14 protein-coding genes and 1 pseudogene are annotated in these 15,435 nt (G+C 37.6%); 8 read left to right on the top strand and 7 right to left on the bottom strand.

What is annotated here, in order from left to right; translation table 11 throughout:
* Positions 1–35: 35 nt before the first annotated feature.
* Positions 36–3,002, bottom strand: a complete 2,967-nt coding sequence (locus GQR39_RS04595) for a TonB-dependent receptor (protein ID WP_165734921.1) — start codon at positions 3,000–3,002, stop codon at positions 36–38.
* A gap of 656 nt (positions 3,003–3,658) precedes the next feature.
* On the opposite strand from GQR39_RS04595, the gene GQR39_RS04590 reads away from it, so the two are divergent.
* The 7 genes from GQR39_RS04590 (at position 3,659) to GQR39_RS04560 (ending at position 8,086) form a co-directional block, all read left to right on the top strand.
* Entirely contained in the window at positions 3,659–4,318 is a 660-nt protein-coding gene (locus GQR39_RS04590; protein ID WP_225305760.1) for a hypothetical protein, read from the top strand.
* A gap of 3 nt (positions 4,319–4,321) precedes the next feature.
* A complete protein-coding gene (locus GQR39_RS04585; RefSeq protein WP_165734920.1) occupies positions 4,322–4,996 on the top strand; it encodes a Crp/Fnr family transcriptional regulator in 675 nt (224 codons plus the stop codon).
* A 71-nt stretch (positions 4,997–5,067) separates the two neighbouring features.
* A complete protein-coding gene (locus GQR39_RS04580) occupies positions 5,068–5,475 on the top strand; it encodes a hypothetical protein (protein WP_165734919.1) in 408 nt (135 codons plus the stop codon).
* A gap of 84 nt (positions 5,476–5,559) precedes the next feature.
* Positions 5,560–6,063 carry an Mpo1-like protein gene (locus GQR39_RS04575; RefSeq protein ID WP_165725858.1) on the top strand — a complete coding sequence of 168 codons (504 nt, stop codon included), beginning with the start codon at positions 5,560–5,562 and terminating at the stop codon, positions 6,061–6,063.
* A 60-nt stretch (positions 6,064–6,123) separates the two neighbouring features.
* The gene (locus GQR39_RS04570; protein WP_165734918.1) at positions 6,124–6,915 is read left to right on the top strand and encodes an SDR family oxidoreductase; all 792 of its coding nucleotides are present in this window, start codon (positions 6,124–6,126) and stop codon (positions 6,913–6,915) included.
* A gap of 61 nt (positions 6,916–6,976) precedes the next feature.
* Complete coding sequence (locus GQR39_RS04565; protein ID WP_165734917.1) at positions 6,977–7,570, top strand: DUF2238 domain-containing protein; 594 nt, start codon at positions 6,977–6,979, stop codon at positions 7,568–7,570.
* Positions 7,571–7,630: 60 nt separating this feature from the next.
* Positions 7,631–8,086, top strand: coding sequence for a GNAT family N-acetyltransferase (locus tag GQR39_RS04560; protein WP_165734916.1), 456 nt, complete (start codon positions 7,631–7,633; stop codon positions 8,084–8,086).
* A 34-nt stretch (positions 8,087–8,120) separates the two neighbouring features.
* Here the strand turns inward: GQR39_RS04560 and GQR39_RS04555 are convergent, their stop codons facing one another.
* Both GQR39_RS04555 and GQR39_RS20210 read right to left on the bottom strand, forming a co-directional pair.
* On the bottom strand, positions 8,121–8,567 hold the full coding sequence (locus GQR39_RS04555) for a hypothetical protein (RefSeq protein WP_165734915.1): 447 nt from the start codon (positions 8,565–8,567) through the stop codon (positions 8,121–8,123).
* 221 nt (positions 8,568–8,788) lie between these two features.
* The gene (locus tag GQR39_RS20210; RefSeq protein ID WP_240918174.1) at positions 8,789–8,863 is read right to left on the bottom strand and encodes a transposase; all 75 of its coding nucleotides are present in this window, start codon (positions 8,861–8,863) and stop codon (positions 8,789–8,791) included.
* Between the two features lie 185 nt (positions 8,864–9,048).
* Here GQR39_RS20210 and GQR39_RS20205 point away from each other — a divergent pair.
* Positions 9,049–9,180: pseudogene (locus tag GQR39_RS20205) on the top strand (IS110 family transposase); the annotation flags it as partial.
* Positions 9,181–9,218: 38 nt separating this feature from the next.
* Here the strand turns inward: GQR39_RS20205 and dgt are convergent.
* The 4 genes from dgt to GQR39_RS04525 form a co-directional block, all read right to left on the bottom strand.
* Positions 9,219–10,694: a dGTPase gene (gene dgt / locus GQR39_RS04540; protein ID WP_165734914.1), complete on the bottom strand. Its 1,476-nt coding sequence runs from the start codon at positions 10,692–10,694 to the stop codon at positions 9,219–9,221.
* An 860-nt stretch (positions 10,695–11,554) separates the two neighbouring features.
* Positions 11,555–12,916 carry a hypothetical protein gene (locus GQR39_RS04535; protein ID WP_165734913.1) on the bottom strand — a complete coding sequence of 454 codons (1,362 nt, stop codon included), beginning with the start codon at positions 12,914–12,916 and terminating at the stop codon, positions 11,555–11,557.
* A 782-nt stretch (positions 12,917–13,698) separates the two neighbouring features.
* Complete coding sequence (locus GQR39_RS04530) at positions 13,699–13,878, bottom strand: DUF6435 family protein (RefSeq protein ID WP_002959772.1); 180 nt, start codon at positions 13,876–13,878, stop codon at positions 13,699–13,701.
* 151 nt (positions 13,879–14,029) lie between these two features.
* The gene (locus tag GQR39_RS04525; RefSeq protein WP_165734912.1) at positions 14,030–15,205 is read right to left on the bottom strand and encodes a PQQ-dependent sugar dehydrogenase; all 1,176 of its coding nucleotides are present in this window, start codon (positions 15,203–15,205) and stop codon (positions 14,030–14,032) included.
* Positions 15,206–15,435: the final 230 nt, after the last annotated feature.

The following is a 15,435-nucleotide window of genomic DNA, read 5'->3' as shown; positions in this document are numbered from 1 at the left end:
CTAGTAAAAACTAACGGCTTTACTTTGTATTACCTTTAGAAGTTGTAACGCATACCAATATTGTAACGTGCACCTAGCTGTTGTAGGTTCCACAATTGAACTGACGTACGGCCATGTTCGCGGCTGTTTTGTTCAGTAATATTAAGGCCTTCAACAAAAAACGAGAGTTGCTCGCTGTAGTTGTACGCAACATTAAAGTCGATTTGATAATATTCTTCAGTAAAGCCTGGCTCATTTACGTATCGAGCTGCGCTATTTAAAAACTTATCGCGCCAGTTGTAAGCAATACGTGCTTGAAAATCGTCGTTTTCGTACATTGCAATAAAGTTAGCTGTATCGCTTAAACCCACTAGTGCAAATTGTGTAGTAGTAGGGTCAGCGTTTACATCAAAGTCTATGTCGCCATTAACAGTGGTGTAGTTTGCTTGCACCCCAAAACCGCTTTCACCAAAAAAGTGCTGAAAGGCAATTTCGAAACCATCAATTGTGGCATTTTTATTGTTGGTAGGTACTTGCGCTGTAAATTCTAGTAATGGGTCATCGCTGTTAGCAATTACATCGTAGGCGGCTTCAAACTCTTCGTAGGTCATAGAGTCAAAATCAACATTGTTTTCTGTTGCGGCAACCATTTGAAATAAGTTTGAATCGGTTACTGCAAGTCCGCGAGATTCTAGCTCAACAATGGCAGCTTGAGCGCGAGGGCCCGCTGTTGCATCACGTAATCCGTAGTAGTTTTGCGTCATTGGTGTTAAACCAATAAAGTTTTCGATGTCTTTAGTGTAATAACCTACCGACACATAACTTGTTTCTGCAAAGTACCACTCAGCCGATACATCAATATTATCTGATTCAAGCGGCACTAAGCCTGGATTACCCGTTGACGCTGTAGCCGGTGAAGAACCCGCTAAAAGAGTAGGGGCACCTGGTACACCAACAGTCGCTGCTGAACTTAAGTTGTCGTAAGTTGGGCGAGCAATTGTTGTGCTATAAGAAAAACGCGCTTTTACGTTTTCAATTACTTCTATGTCAAAGTCAAAGCTTGGTAAAAAGTGATCGTAGCTAGATTTAAGCGTGAAATCTTCTTTATCTGAGCCAAAACGAACGTTAAAGTCGTTATTACCTTCCCATGCTACTGCGTTAGGTAAGTCGATATTAGCCGTTGAGGTAATGTCGGTAGACTCTTGGCGTGCGCCAATAACAATGTTGTATGGCATATCGCCAATGTAGCCGTTGTAAGTAAATTGCACAAACGCTGCGGTTATGTCTTCTTCAATGGTGCGGTTAGTTGCAAATGCGCCATCGGCTGCAAAGTTAAAGCCGTACTCTTCACCTGCCCAGTAACCAATTTGCGATGCGCTGCCGGTATAACCTTGGTTGAACGAGCCCGATGTATCGTAGTCGTCAAACTCAGCTAAAAAGTTTGTTGGGTTAAGGTAGCCATCAGGTAGTTCGCCTGGGTTTTCTATCCCCCAGTTACCCATTGTATTACGTGTAAGTGATTGCAGTGAATGGCTTTCCATAGAGCGAGACTCTATACCAAAGTCAATTGCACCGTTTTCAATTTCGTATTTACCATGGATTCTAAATTCTGTGATTTCAGACTCTTGGCGAGCAAAGTTAGAATCTAAAATAGACGTACCCACATCAGAGGCATCTAACGTGTTATTACAATTTAGGTTGTCTCGGCGGCAATCATCAAAATCGATACTCATTGATGGAAGCTCACGGCTAAAATCAACTTCTTGTGCGTTAACTACGTTTGCGCCCAAGCCTGCATTTACCCAGCTGCCGTAAGGTGCATCTGGTTTGCTAGTGGCTTTTGAATTGTGCGCATCAAACATAAAGCTCAATTCTGAATTGAAATAGTATTCAACGTTTAAACCAATAGAGTCGTTTTGGTTAACTTGGTTTAGCTCTTGAAACGCTAAACCTAAATCGCGTGTTTGCTGATCGCGACGTTCTTCTCGGTAGTAAATAGGGGTTTTTACTGTGTTATCGTCAAATGTTAGCGCGCTTTTGTAGTTATCCATCCATATTGATTGCTCAGCACGGGCTTCGAACAAATCTTGCTTAGAATATGTGTAATCAAGCGTGGCTGTTAAATCGTCAATTGGGCTGTATTGCAGCGTTAATTGAGCGTTTGTACGCGTACGTTCTCTGTCGGCAATGGTATAGCGCAAATCTGATGGCATTGAATAAAGCTGACCAACAGCGGGTGCATTAGTTAAAACAATATCGTCTGCTGCTTGTGGGATTGTGCCGTCAAAAGCAGATGTATTCCATTGATTTACAAACGCACCTGTTGATGAGCTATCGCGCTGTTGCATGCTGGCAGTTAACGAGGCGCCAAATTTAGCTTCACTGTCGGTCCAGCTAATTAAGCCCGAAAGCTCTGGTGTTATGTCATCACCAACGCGGTTTGTTGAATCGTGTAATGCTTTTACGCCAATGCTTGAAACAAAGCCTGGATTATCAAGTGGGCGAGCGGTATTAATATTAATTGTTGCGCCAATACCACCTGATGCAATACTTGCTTTACCCGTTTTATATACTTCAACCGATTTAACGCTGTCAGACGCTAAGTTTGCAAAATCAAAAGCACGAGAGCTGGGTGTACCGCCGCCTGAAGGCAATGAAGCTGCCGGCATAGTACGTCCGTTTAGGGTTACCATATTGTAGTCGGGGCCAAAACCACGAACTGTTACTTTAGAGCCTTCACCATTTGAGCGATCAATCGACACACCCGTAATACGCTGTAGCGACTCTGCTAAGTTGGTATCTGGAAATTTACCAATATCTTCAGCTGATATAGCATCTACAACGCCAGCGGCGTCGCGCTTTAAACGAGTAGACTCTTTAATACTACTTTTAAAACCAGTAACTTGAATTACTTCAACATCTGTATTTGCTTCTTGTGCATATACAGGTAAAGAGATTGATGCGCCTAAAATCAGAGATAGGCTGGTTGCTATCTTTGTTTTTCTTACAATATGGTTAGACATTCGGTTTCCCTCGCGCTTTTATCATTATTATTAACAGCTTGTATGGGGCTGTTATTGTGTAATTGTAAACATTGTCAAATGTATGGAAGCGCTTCCAGAAAAACCTATTTAATTTAGCTTTGTGGAAGCGCTTCCAGAAATGCTAGTTTAAATTTTAAATAGGGTCAACTATTGTTTTAATAAAATGAGACTAAATTGTTTTTAAAATGTGTGTTTTTTAGATTTAAATCATAAATTACAGTTGGTTATGAAAGGCCATTCAAGTACAGTGCTGTAACAACATTTTATTATAAGAAACCCGATTACTGATTCATTTAGTTATTTAAACACTTTATGGTGTTTTAACATCAGCTTTTGCTACAGGCTAAAATTAATAGGTAGAGCGTTGGTGACTAAACCTAGGCACCTTTGCTGAAAATTTACACATTATTAAATGTGAAATTTTTAGGCACCTAAAACAGAGGGTATCTCATTTTATAAATTGGTCATTAAAAATCAGATATTGTTTAAAAAATCGTTAATTAAATCACTAAAAAGTAACGTAGTTTTTGCAGAAGATGGTTTAAAAATAAACTTATAAAGTATTGCGCATAAGAGTGTTGCGGGTCGCTAGTTTTATCGCTATTTTAAAGGCTCTCTCATAGATGGATTTTATTATGCGCATTAAATTTTTAGCGAGCTTTTATTCTTTCTTCTTGTTTGCACTGTTTGGTTGTGACGACCAAAGCATGGCAATGCAAGATAGCCCTCAGCTAAATAGTAATGCAAGTAACTTACCCACTGATCTCAAAGTAAACACACCTCCAGCAGCTCAAACAAACGAACCCGCTTTAGTGGTCGGTATGCTTGCAACACATTGTAAAAGTAATGAAGCAGCCTACATTAACGCAAAAATGCATAAAGTTGTGCGTAACCCAGATGAAAGTACAGCCTACAAGTTAGAGCCTACCGATAAAGTGCTTTCTATTTGTGTTGCAAAAGATGACTCATCGCTTAGTTATCGATTTGGTAGAGTTAATGACATAGGGCTTGAAAAAGAAGCTACACCAGATGCACCATTTGGTAGTTACTACAGGCAAGTAGGGCGTATTGGCGAGAGTATTTTATTTTTTAGTAACGGCGAATATCATTATTATATTATTAACTCAGGCGGTATGGGCAGCGGTGTAACCGTTAATGTTTATAAAAACGATACATTAATAACTGAGCTGTTTTCGGGTAATGATCCTTACGATGATTTTGTTATAGCAACCGATTTAAATTTCCCTAAAAAATTGGTTATCGAAAAACAGCCATTTAATAAGCAAATGCAGTAAATAATGACTCCACAGCAGCAAAACGTAATAGAGCAAGGGCATTGGTTTAAAAACCGTAGCGCTTATTTAAAAAGCTTTTTATTAACGCAGGGCAAAACGCTCTCGCTAAAAGCTCAGCAATCATTATTTTTGCGAGGTGATAAGCACGATGGAATTTATGCAGTGCTTAGCGGCGTGGTGCGTATTAGTGGCGTAAGTAACGAAGGCAAAGAAGCCGTATTGAGCTTTATTGATTCATCACTGTGGTTTGGCGAAGTTACCTTGTTTGATGGTGGCCTGCGTACTCATGACGTATATGCACAAACTGATGTTGTGCTTTTTTACATTCCCCAACGCGAGCTTGAACAGCTATTAAACGAACAGCCACAATATTGGCAAGAGTTTGGTTTATTGTTGGCACAAAAGTTACGCCTAATGTTTACCTCAATGGAAGATCACGCATTACTAAGCGCTGAGCAAAAAGTATGCAATCGACTTTTAATGCTCAGCGAGCATACAGAGCACTTAACACCACTTGTTTTATCTCAGCAGCAACTTGCTGATATGACCTACCTAACGCGCCAAACTATTAATCAAATACTGCAACAGCTTGTTAGCCTACAAGCCATTAGTTTGGGGTATCAACGCATAACTGTTTTAGATAAACAAAAGTTACAGGCGCGTGCTACACAAGCTTAAATAGAGACTGTTTTATTTAGTTGGAACCAAAATTGCTACAGATAATGTAACGCAATAATGGATTTGAGCTAATGACTACAATAACCTTTAAAAATCAATATAGTAATTATAACTCTCCTACAGTAAATAAAGCGGCAGGTCTAAGCGAAGTTGCGGCAACTAATGTCCTTCCTAATGAAAAAACAAGTGATGCTAAAGGCATTACCTCAGCCTCTAAAGATCAAACGTTTTTAGAAAGTGCCCAAGAAGCACTGGTTTATCAGCGCTTAGGCGTAAACAAAAACAAGATAGACGAGCTAAAAGCGACAATAGAAGAGCTCACTAAAGAGCTACAAAGTGAGGGCGCAGACCCTAGCACAATTGCTGATAAAATAGAGGAACTTCAAAAAATGCTGGAGCAAGAGTATCAAAAAGGGCGCGAGCGAACGAATATGCAAGGTGAGCATGAGCCGGGTAAAATAATTTCTGCATTTGTTTAATTTACAAAATGTCGGATAACTGACATTGTTGCTGTGCTTACTTTTGCTAAAGTAAGTTTTATAGATAAAAATAAAGGTAAAACAATGAAAACACTTCAACAGCAACTTGGTAAATATGGTTTGTATCATCGTTCTAAGCGTAATGTACTAACGCACTTTATTGGTATTCCGCTCATTGTATTTGCAGCGTTGTGTTTACTAGCGCGCATTCAAATACCCCTTGGTAGTGTAGTAATTGATGGTGGACAACTTTTTGTATTAGCGTCGGTTGTTTATTATTTTATGCTGAGCTTTTCGCTTGGCTTTATTATGGCCGTGATATTCACTTTACTCCTTGTTGGTGCTCAGCCTATTGCGGCAATGGCGTTTTGGCCTTGGTTGAGTATTGGCGTAGGTGTGTTTGTATTTGGCTGGGTATTACAGTTTATTGGGCACTATTACGAAGGTAAAAAACCGGCGTTTGTAGATGACCTAATTGGTTTAATTATTGGCCCTTTGTACGTAACTGTTGAACTACTATTTTTAATGGGTTTTTACAAAACATTAGAAGATGAAGTAAACGCAATAGCAGGTCCTACAAAGGCGTAAAATACTTTACTAAGTACCTTTATAAAACCTAATAAATAACAATAAAAGGGCAGATAACGCATGCAATATAATAATAAAACCGTGTGGATCACCGGCGCATCATCAGGTATCGGTAAAGAGCTTGCTATACAATTTGCTGAGCTTGGAGCGTGCGTTATTTTATCGGCGCGCAATGTAGATAAACTAAACGATTTAAAAGCAACGCTTAAAGGCGAAGGGCACTTAGTTGTGCCACTGGACTTAGCCGAGCCAGAGCATGTACTGAGTACAATAACAGCAAAAATGAGCGAGCTTCCTGCAATAGATATTTTAATTAATAACGGCGGCGTATCGCAGCGCAGTTTATTTTTAGAAAACGACTTTAACGTGTATCGCCAATTAATGGAGGTTAATTACTTTGGCTTAATTGCACTTACTAAAGCTGTATTGCCTGCTATGGTGGCAAGGCGCAGTGGTTCAATTGTGTCTATTAGTAGTGTGGCGGGTAAAGTAGGTTCAAAATTTAGAACAGGTTATTCGGGTTCTAAATATGCGGTTGTTGGTTTTATGGATTGCCTACGTGCAGAAGTAGCACAACATAACATTCATTGTTTAACAATTTGCCCAGGCTCTATTAAAACAGCAATTGCGCATAACTCACTAAACGAGCAAGGCATAGCGCAAAATAAACCAGAAGAGTCGATAGAAAATGGCATGGATGTAAGCGTAGCAGCTTCAAAAATGATTCGTGCCATTAGTAATAAAAAAGACGAAGTGATTATTGGCAAAGGTTTAAGTGGTTGGGCGCCTACAATTAAGCGCTTTTTTCCTACTTTGTTTAATCGCATTACCGCAAAAACAAACTATAGGTAGCGTCGTTTATTTCAAAGGCGTAAAATGCCGTAAATTTGATCAATTTAGAAAAGGATTCTAAATGAAGTATTTATGGCTGAGCCTGTTTTTTATTGTATTAATTTGGTCTGGTATTTACCCAAAAGATCAATTTACATGGCTGCTTGAAGTTATCCCCGCAATTATTGGTTTAGTGCTGCTAGCAAGTACCTATAGCCACTTTAAACTTACCCCTATTTTATATACATTTATTTTAGCGCATTGCATAGTGCTGATGATTGGCGGGCATTACACCTACGCCGAAGTCCCTTTGTTCGATAACCTATTTGGTAGCGAGCGTAATAACTACGACAAAGTAGGGCACTTTTTTCAAGGGTTTGTACCTGCACTACTAGCACGCGAAATTTTACTGCGCAAAAAAGTAGTAAATGGTCGAGGTTGGTTAATCACCTTTGTTATTTCGGTATGTTTAGCATTTAGCGCGTTTTACGAATTAATAGAATGGTGGGTTGCAGTATTAAGCGGCGAAAACGCAGAAGCGTTTTTAGGCACGCAAGGTTACGTGTGGGATACCCAATCAGATATGGGACTGGCGTTATTTGGGGCAATTTGCTCGCTATTAGTACTTTCAAGAGTACACGACAAACAGCTAAAAAACGTTAAAGATTATTTATAGGCTATAGGAACGTTCTATAGAAATGTTTATAAAAACATTGATAAAAAAGACTATTAACTTATGACCGCAAACACTAGTGATTACTCAATAAGCACAGACAAAAGCAAACTTAACTTTAACGTTATTTATAACTTTATTGCTAATAGCTATTGGGCCAAAGGCATTCCTAAAAGCGTAATGCAATCAGCAATTGATAACTCAATGTGCTTTGGTGTTTACAGCGCTCATAACGAACAAGTTGGATTTGCCCGAGTAGTGACCGATAACGCCACGTTTGCCTATTTAGCCGATGTTTTTATTGCACCGCACTCGCAAGGAAATGGGCTGAGTAAGTTACTCATTAAAACGATAGTAGAGCACCCTGAGCTGCAAGGGCTCAGGCGCTTTTTATTAGCGACTTCTGATGCACACGGGCTTTATGCACAATACGGGTTTAAACCGATAGATAACTCAGGGCTGCTAATGCAAATAAACCCTGAAAATGTATATGGTAAAAATAATCGTGATACCTATTAAATGGGGGAAGAGCAAATTCCGTATAATGTTCTTGTTATGTGTAAACTTGCTCCAAGCAGCTGAATTTATTAAAAGTCACTTTAAAAACAGAGCCTGAACGAAGCTCTATAATATGATGAAACGAACCATCAATAGTAGATATTTCATGCGTTAAAACATCACCATGAAAAGTATCACCATAATTATAAGGATTTTCTGAGCCTAAAATTTCATATGATTTTACACTGGAGTAGCTAAGTACAATATCACGATCGTGTTGCTGCCCAAGTAAGTTTAAAACAATTGATAATAAAGGTTCAAATGGGCGAACCTTATTTCTATTTTCTGCAATTGTAATAGATGAAACCCAGGAATCATGGAGAGATTGAGGATGGTTTAATTCGTATCTTTCAGTATTAATAGCAAATTCAAATAACTCATTTGGATAATTTTCTTTATTTGATTTTAAATTAGAAATATATTCATCAAAATTAGAATTCATACACTTAACTTCCATTTACACATAACGAGCCTGTAGATTAACTCGTTTTTAAATTTGTTTTTATTGATAAACAAACCATAGCTGAGTTCCTATTTTGGTTCAATTGATTACTGTATTTTTACGCAGAATATAGAAGTGTTTGATATTGTTTTAATTGGCGTTTTGGAAGGGATTAAGGGTGGTTGAGTGGCTTTTATTTAGGGTAAAAGGGCTTACCCTTCTTAATGCATCGTGTTCTGCAGCTTTTCTATATTATGAACAAGGCAATACAGTTGCCATTGCGCATTCACTTTCATTTGACCCCGTAAGGTCAATTTATTCATGCCTTTATTCACTGTAATATTCCGCTTTTTATTTAAAAGAAAGCCGGTTCAATACAGCCGAGCAGTTTGCGTGATTCATTATTTATAATAATGCACTCTTCATACTGTTTTTGTTGGCTTTTTCATAATAATTAGGATGGGTGTCATCCTAATTGTCCGCATTTAAGTGGATACTAATCCTATTTAGGTGCTGGAAAACACATACGCCCTACGATGAATCAACTTACTTAACTGCATTGAAAAGTAAGGGATCACCGCTGTTAAAATTTGCTGTGGAAAGTGAGCTTTAGCGCTTGCTGTCCACCTCAGGGCGTGTTGTTATATCAATTTACATAGATGCACTAAGATTTTGATACTCTTCAAGAGCAAAACCATCTGTCATTCCACTTATGTAATCTATAAGAAGTCTTGAACGGTAATAAATTTCATGAAGTTTATCCGTATTCGTTAGTTCACTTTGATCATGCAAAGTGAAAACAGACGCTAAGTAAGTTGCTTTATGTTTACTCGATAGTTTATGAAAGAGTCGAGTTTCAATTGGCTTATTCTTCAATCTATTTTTTTCAATCAAACCTTTAAAATTTTCATATGTCAGCTTCATTAATGGTGAGTATATCTTTAATAAACCAGATATAACGGCATAACCCTTAAGCTCTAAGTTCTCTACTTCACTATGGTTAAAAACGTTATCTACAGAAAGGTACCTCAGTGTTTCCGTAGCTAAGTTATATTTATCACAACCATCTAGTAGGGATTCATCTAATGTTCCATTAAAAGCTGATTCATGATTTTCCACATAGCGTTCTGCCGCATATTTTGATAAATCATTAACTAAGATTGTTCTTAAAGTTAATGTATATACATGATTAGTATTAAATTTCTCTTTAACAGCTTTCTCCATTGCTGTATCTGCTATTTTGAGCAAGTACCCTTCATCGACTACGGAATCCTTGACCCCCTCATTCCCTCGAAAAGATTTCCATATTCTTGTGATTTCAGAGTGTAATTTTTCAATCGACAGTATACCTTTATCAACAGCATCCTCAACATCTGCGATACAGTAAGAAATATCATCAGCGGCTTCCATAATATATGTTAATGGGAAGCGACAACCACTGCTAATAGATAATTTATCTTGTATTTCTTTGTATAAACATTCTTCAGAGAAATAATAACCAGGTTTCTTTTTTCTATATTTGTATAGTTTACCTTCAGGACTATCTTCGTTTGGTTTATCCTCATAAGCAGAGCGCGTATATTTTATTAAGCAAGCCAACTGTGTATACGTCAAGTTCAATTCTTGAATATGGTGTAGCAACCTTATTCCCTGAGCATTACCTTCAAAGTTACACAGATCTTTAATTAACTTTTCACAGTCGTTTTCATCGCTATATAAATCATGAATAACCTCAGATAGGAATGATTCTGTCCATAAATTGATTGCCTCCTCACCAAAGTGCCCAAAGGGAGGGTTTCCAATGTCATGCAATAAACAGGCTACTTCAACTGCGCTTACAAAGCCTTCTGCATATTCATTAGTTTCTATACCTTGCTCATTAAGCTTTTTTAGAATGAGTTTACTTATATAACGACCGACTTGTTGCACTTCTAATGAATGTGTTAATCGGCTTCTAACCGCAGCATTTGCTTCTAGTGGAAATACTTGAGTTTTTTGCTGTAAACGCCTAACCGCAGCGGAGTTTATAGATCTACCTCGATCGCTTTCCATCTCGTCATTGAAAGATCTTCCCTCAATAGATGACTTTCTAAACCGATTAATTTTAAGCTTTTCTTGATAGTTCATAATACTCCTTGAATATTGATATAACGAGCCTGTAGATTAACTCGTTTTTTATTTATTTTTATTGATAAACAAACCATAGCTGAGTTCCTATTTTGGTTCAATTGATTACTGTGTTTTTCATAGAATATAAAAAGCTGGTTTGGTGTTGTTTCAATTGGCGTTTTGGACGGGATTATAGGTGTTTGAGTGGCTTTATTTTAAGTTAAAAGGGCTTTCCCTCATCAATGCATCGTGTTTTGCGGCTTTTCTATATTATGAAAGGCAATACAGTTGCCACACAATAAAGTAAAGGCATTCACTTTCGCTTGACTCCGTAACCGTAAGGTCAATTTATTCATTCCTTTATTCACTGTAATATTCCGCTTTTTATTTAAAGTAAAGCAGGCTCAGTAAAGCCAAGTTGTTTAGCATTGCTTAATAAAAATTGTTGTCGTCTATCGAGCTATCTATTTCTACTTTCATCTTGTCAATGTAGTTTCATTTTCATGAATTAAACTTAACTCACTGCTATTATGGATAATTTACGTAAAAGTTAGAATGGGTGTCATCTTAACTTATGATCTTAAAGGAGGAAGAGACTGTAATGGCTTTTCGGTGTTTTCACATGAAGATAACCCTGAAAAATGGCTAGAGACAAATTCTAGTTGGGGTAAATTTAGTACTTGGTTGTTAAAATTGGTTATAACTGAAGGGGAACAAGACTTTATTTAGATAGTAAGATTTTTGAACACTACCTGAGAATGAGTAATTCTACACCCTCAACGCCCGCTTAAGCGGACAAAAGTTGTTGGTTATAATGTGTAGCGAAGCGGAACCTAACCAACTGTTTTTGTTAAGTTTAAATCGCTTGTTATATGTGACTATCGCAATAGTTTTAAGCTTACTAAGTTTTCTAGTTTTTCTGTTTGAAAGCCACGAAAGTCAAGGTAGTAAATTAAGTCCCTAAACTTTACATGTGATGTATCCTTATTTGCATTCATTAAACCCAAGGCAGTTGTAATGCTATCAATCAAGCTTTGCTCTTGAGTTGATTCTAATAACACCAGTAGAGCACATACATTTGAAAGCATGAATTCACTCCACTCAATGTCAGAATTCAAATAGAACGTGTATAAGTCAATGCAGGTTACTACTTTTATTTTTTTAGAGAGTATAAGATCGTTAAGCCCACCAAACACAATAGATGAACTCAGATTTGACATTTGCTCTGGAGCTTCAAACTCTCCAGAGTTTAAGAGTAATTTCGTAGCCTGTTCTCCATAGTTCAGGTGCATGTGCACATGCATCCACTCACTGTCGTATAGTGAAACTCCAAAATGAGCTGAAATAACTTTTGCAGTAAAAATTCGCAAAAATTCCAGTGGATACAGATCATGTGAAGCTAGAGGAAAAAATGGTTGTACTGGGAAAATAGCTTTGTCATAAAATACTCGTCTTCCGTGAGCTACAGAGTTTCTTGCTTCGATTAAACTTTTCGTCCAATAAGACGTTTTTTCATCGAAAAGGTTATACTTTTTCAGCGAATAGGATATTTTTGCAAACACTGAAATATCTTTTTCCAAGACTGAGGACATTAATTTTGCTTTGGCAGATGTTTCACTATCTAACGCGACACCTGACAATGAAAGGATTTCTTCGTTATATTTTCGACAAAAATCTTCCATTAGTGCTTTCGATTCATTTATTAATTTTTTGGATGAAAGATCTCCAAGAAGTTCTAATACATGAAAGTAAGATAATGTCGCTTCGTCATTATATAGAAGACTTTCTTCTGTTTCTTTTTCTAAGAACCTAGCTTTTCGCCAACGATCTAAAAGAGAAAACATAAGTTCTTTATCGTGTTGTCTTAAACTGCCGAGCTTATTTAAAAGCTCTTGCAAATTAAATGAGTAATCAACTCCACCCTTAAATAAAGTATTATTTATTGACAATTCCCAGTCGTCAGCTACTACCATTTTTCTAGTAGATGAACCAAACACATCAAATGGTTCATCAACAATAAAGGAAATGATTCCTAAAATGCTTAAATAACGAGATCGAGTAAAAATGGGGGCATCAGCTAAAGTCTCATATGCCTTGCTGTCGTATACAATAGTAACCTTTAGTAGAGAGGTGTTATCATCCGATCCAACAGTTGTTTCAACCGTACATTTATCCATTGAAAACGATAGTTGAATATCACTTTCTAAATTAATGTCATACTCTACAACACATTTACTCACTCAGAACTCCATATTACATACTACACATAACACTTTAGTATTTATGCAACACGCAGTGTGTGTTGCATAATCGCTTGTTGGACTGAGGCACTACCTGCTCGGTGTGTTCGCGTTGGTATTGTTTATGCTATGGACTTTACTTATAAAGAAAGGCTTTTTATGGTCTAACCGATATCTAGTCAATTTCATTGACGTGTATATCGTATCTAAGCTATCCCTGCGTTACTCAGCGTTTATTATGTTCCTATTAAACCTAATATTTAACTGTTAAGCAATGATATTTTCATCACGCACAGTCACTACTAGACTGAGCAATTAAGCAAGTTAACTCATTGATTCTATTCAGCAGGCTCGCCCGCTAACTCGTTCGCTCTGTTGTAAGAATTGCTGTTTCCGACGCTGATATACCAATAAATCGTAAGATGTCAACCTTGTAAATCATTTAACAGCCACTAAAAAACGGTGGTGATAATGCAAGTAGCCGCTTTAAGTACACTTGTTTGTGTATGCATATTATAAAAGGTGGTTTAGGAATGGTGGAAGTTGTATAAGGAGGTCATGAATTATTTACTAAACGCGTCTTCCTGCTTTTGAAACAGGGGTGACACGTTAAATATACTGATACCAATCGACTTAAATATTTAGCCTTTCTAGCGTGCTAAATAAAGCGTTAGCGGCGTTATAAATTTCTCATGTAGAACAACTACATGTCGAAATTTATGCCTTGTTATCACTCTATTTATCCGTCGCTATAAATGTCTAATAACTTAACACGATTGGTATTATTTAGCTTTTTTTGCCTCTAGAGTTTCTATTTCACTCCAGATCTTTTCGGCTTCGGCGCTTAACATTGCGAAGCTTTTAATGTCGCCTTTTCTTTGTGCCTGCATGCCTTGCTCTAGTTTTACATCGTATTCTTTACGCAGTTTTTTTATTGGGTCAGGCTTTAAAAATGAAAACATTAGTATTCTCTTAATTTATTAAATTATATTTAGTTAGTGTACGCATTAATGGGCTTAATAGTTCTTTGTTCGGTGAAAATGTTTACTTTGCGCTTTAAAAGCGCAAAGTAAACACGGTGTAATTTTGCATACTGTGTGCTAGTTCTAGTGTTTACGTTTCTGGCTCCAGGCGTTTAATACCTTGACCATCAATACCTAAATAAATAAAACCATCGTTGCCTTGGGCTAGGCTGCGTACTCTGCCAATGCCATCGAGTATTTTATATTGCTTAACAACCTTACCCTTTGATAGCTCTAGTGCGCTAATGAATGCAAATTTCATTGATGCTAATAATAGCTTACCTTTAAGCTTTGGGTATTTATCACTCGTTACATACAACATATCGGAAGGGGCAATTGAAGGGGTCCAATGTAATACGGGCGATTGCATGCCGTCTTTTTCTTTAAGGTCGGTAAACTTGGTACCGCTGTAGTTAACGCCATAACTTACTAAAGGCCATCCGTAGTTAGCGCCTTTTTTTATAATGTTAAGTTCATCGCCGCCGCGTGGCCCGTGTTCGTGAGACCATAAAATATTGTTTTGATTATCAAACCACATGCCTTGTGGGTTACGGTGCCCATAAGACCATACCGCATGCTTTGCATCTTTTTGTTTAACAAACGGATTATCACTTGGGATATTACCATTTTCGTGTAAGCGATAAATTTTACCGCCATCACGCGTGAGATCTTGCGGGTTAATATCGCGCGAGCCGCGATCGCCAATTGAAAAATAAACATAACCTTCATCATCAAACACAATACGGCTGCCGTAGTGCTGGCCTTTGGTACTATTATGCTCGCCTTTGTATAGCAATTGCTGATCAGATAGCTGCGTATGATCGCTACTTAGCTTGGCGCGCATTAAGGCGGTGTTACTTCCGCTTCCTTTGCCCTCACTACTTGAGTAACTAAAGTACAGCCATTGGTTTTGCTTACTATCGGTGTGTAGTGATAAATCAAGCAATCCACCTTGGCCATTAGCGTCAATGTTGGGCAGCCCAGAGACCTTAGTTAATTTAGTTGTATTTTTAGGTAATAAAAATAACGTTCCGCTGCGCTCAGATATTAGCAAATCACCATTAGCTAAAGGCTCAATAGCCCAAGGTATAACCACACCTTCTGCCGCTGTTACTGCGTTAACGCTAAGCGCTAAAGTATCGAGCTGTTTATAGTTTTTTACGTAATCGCTTTTTGCATGCGCGGGTGCGTTAATAGCAAATATAGCAATGGCTAAGCCTGCACTTATTAGTTTAGGGAGTGTGTTATGTGACATTAAATTTATCATTATGGCTTCCAAAATTAATCCAATCTTACATAACCTTAACATGGCATAAATAAATTTGTTAAGCGTTGAGTTGAATGAAAAACACACACTTCTATTTTTATAAAATTACCTCTTCTCAGGAAATTGTTTTAGCAATTAGTGCTAATAAAAAATTGAATAATTACTCTATTGGGGTTGAAAACTTAAAATTTGAGCGTACACTTGTGCGCTGAAGTTTGAGCGTACACGTG

It is taken from the genome of Pseudoalteromonas sp. C8 (genome assembly GCF_011378685.1).
Classification (GTDB): Bacteria; Pseudomonadota; Gammaproteobacteria; order Enterobacterales; family Alteromonadaceae; genus Pseudoalteromonas; species Pseudoalteromonas arctica.
The sequence above is the reverse complement of the archived record's forward strand: the minus strand, read 5'-3'. Positions and strand labels throughout refer to the sequence as shown.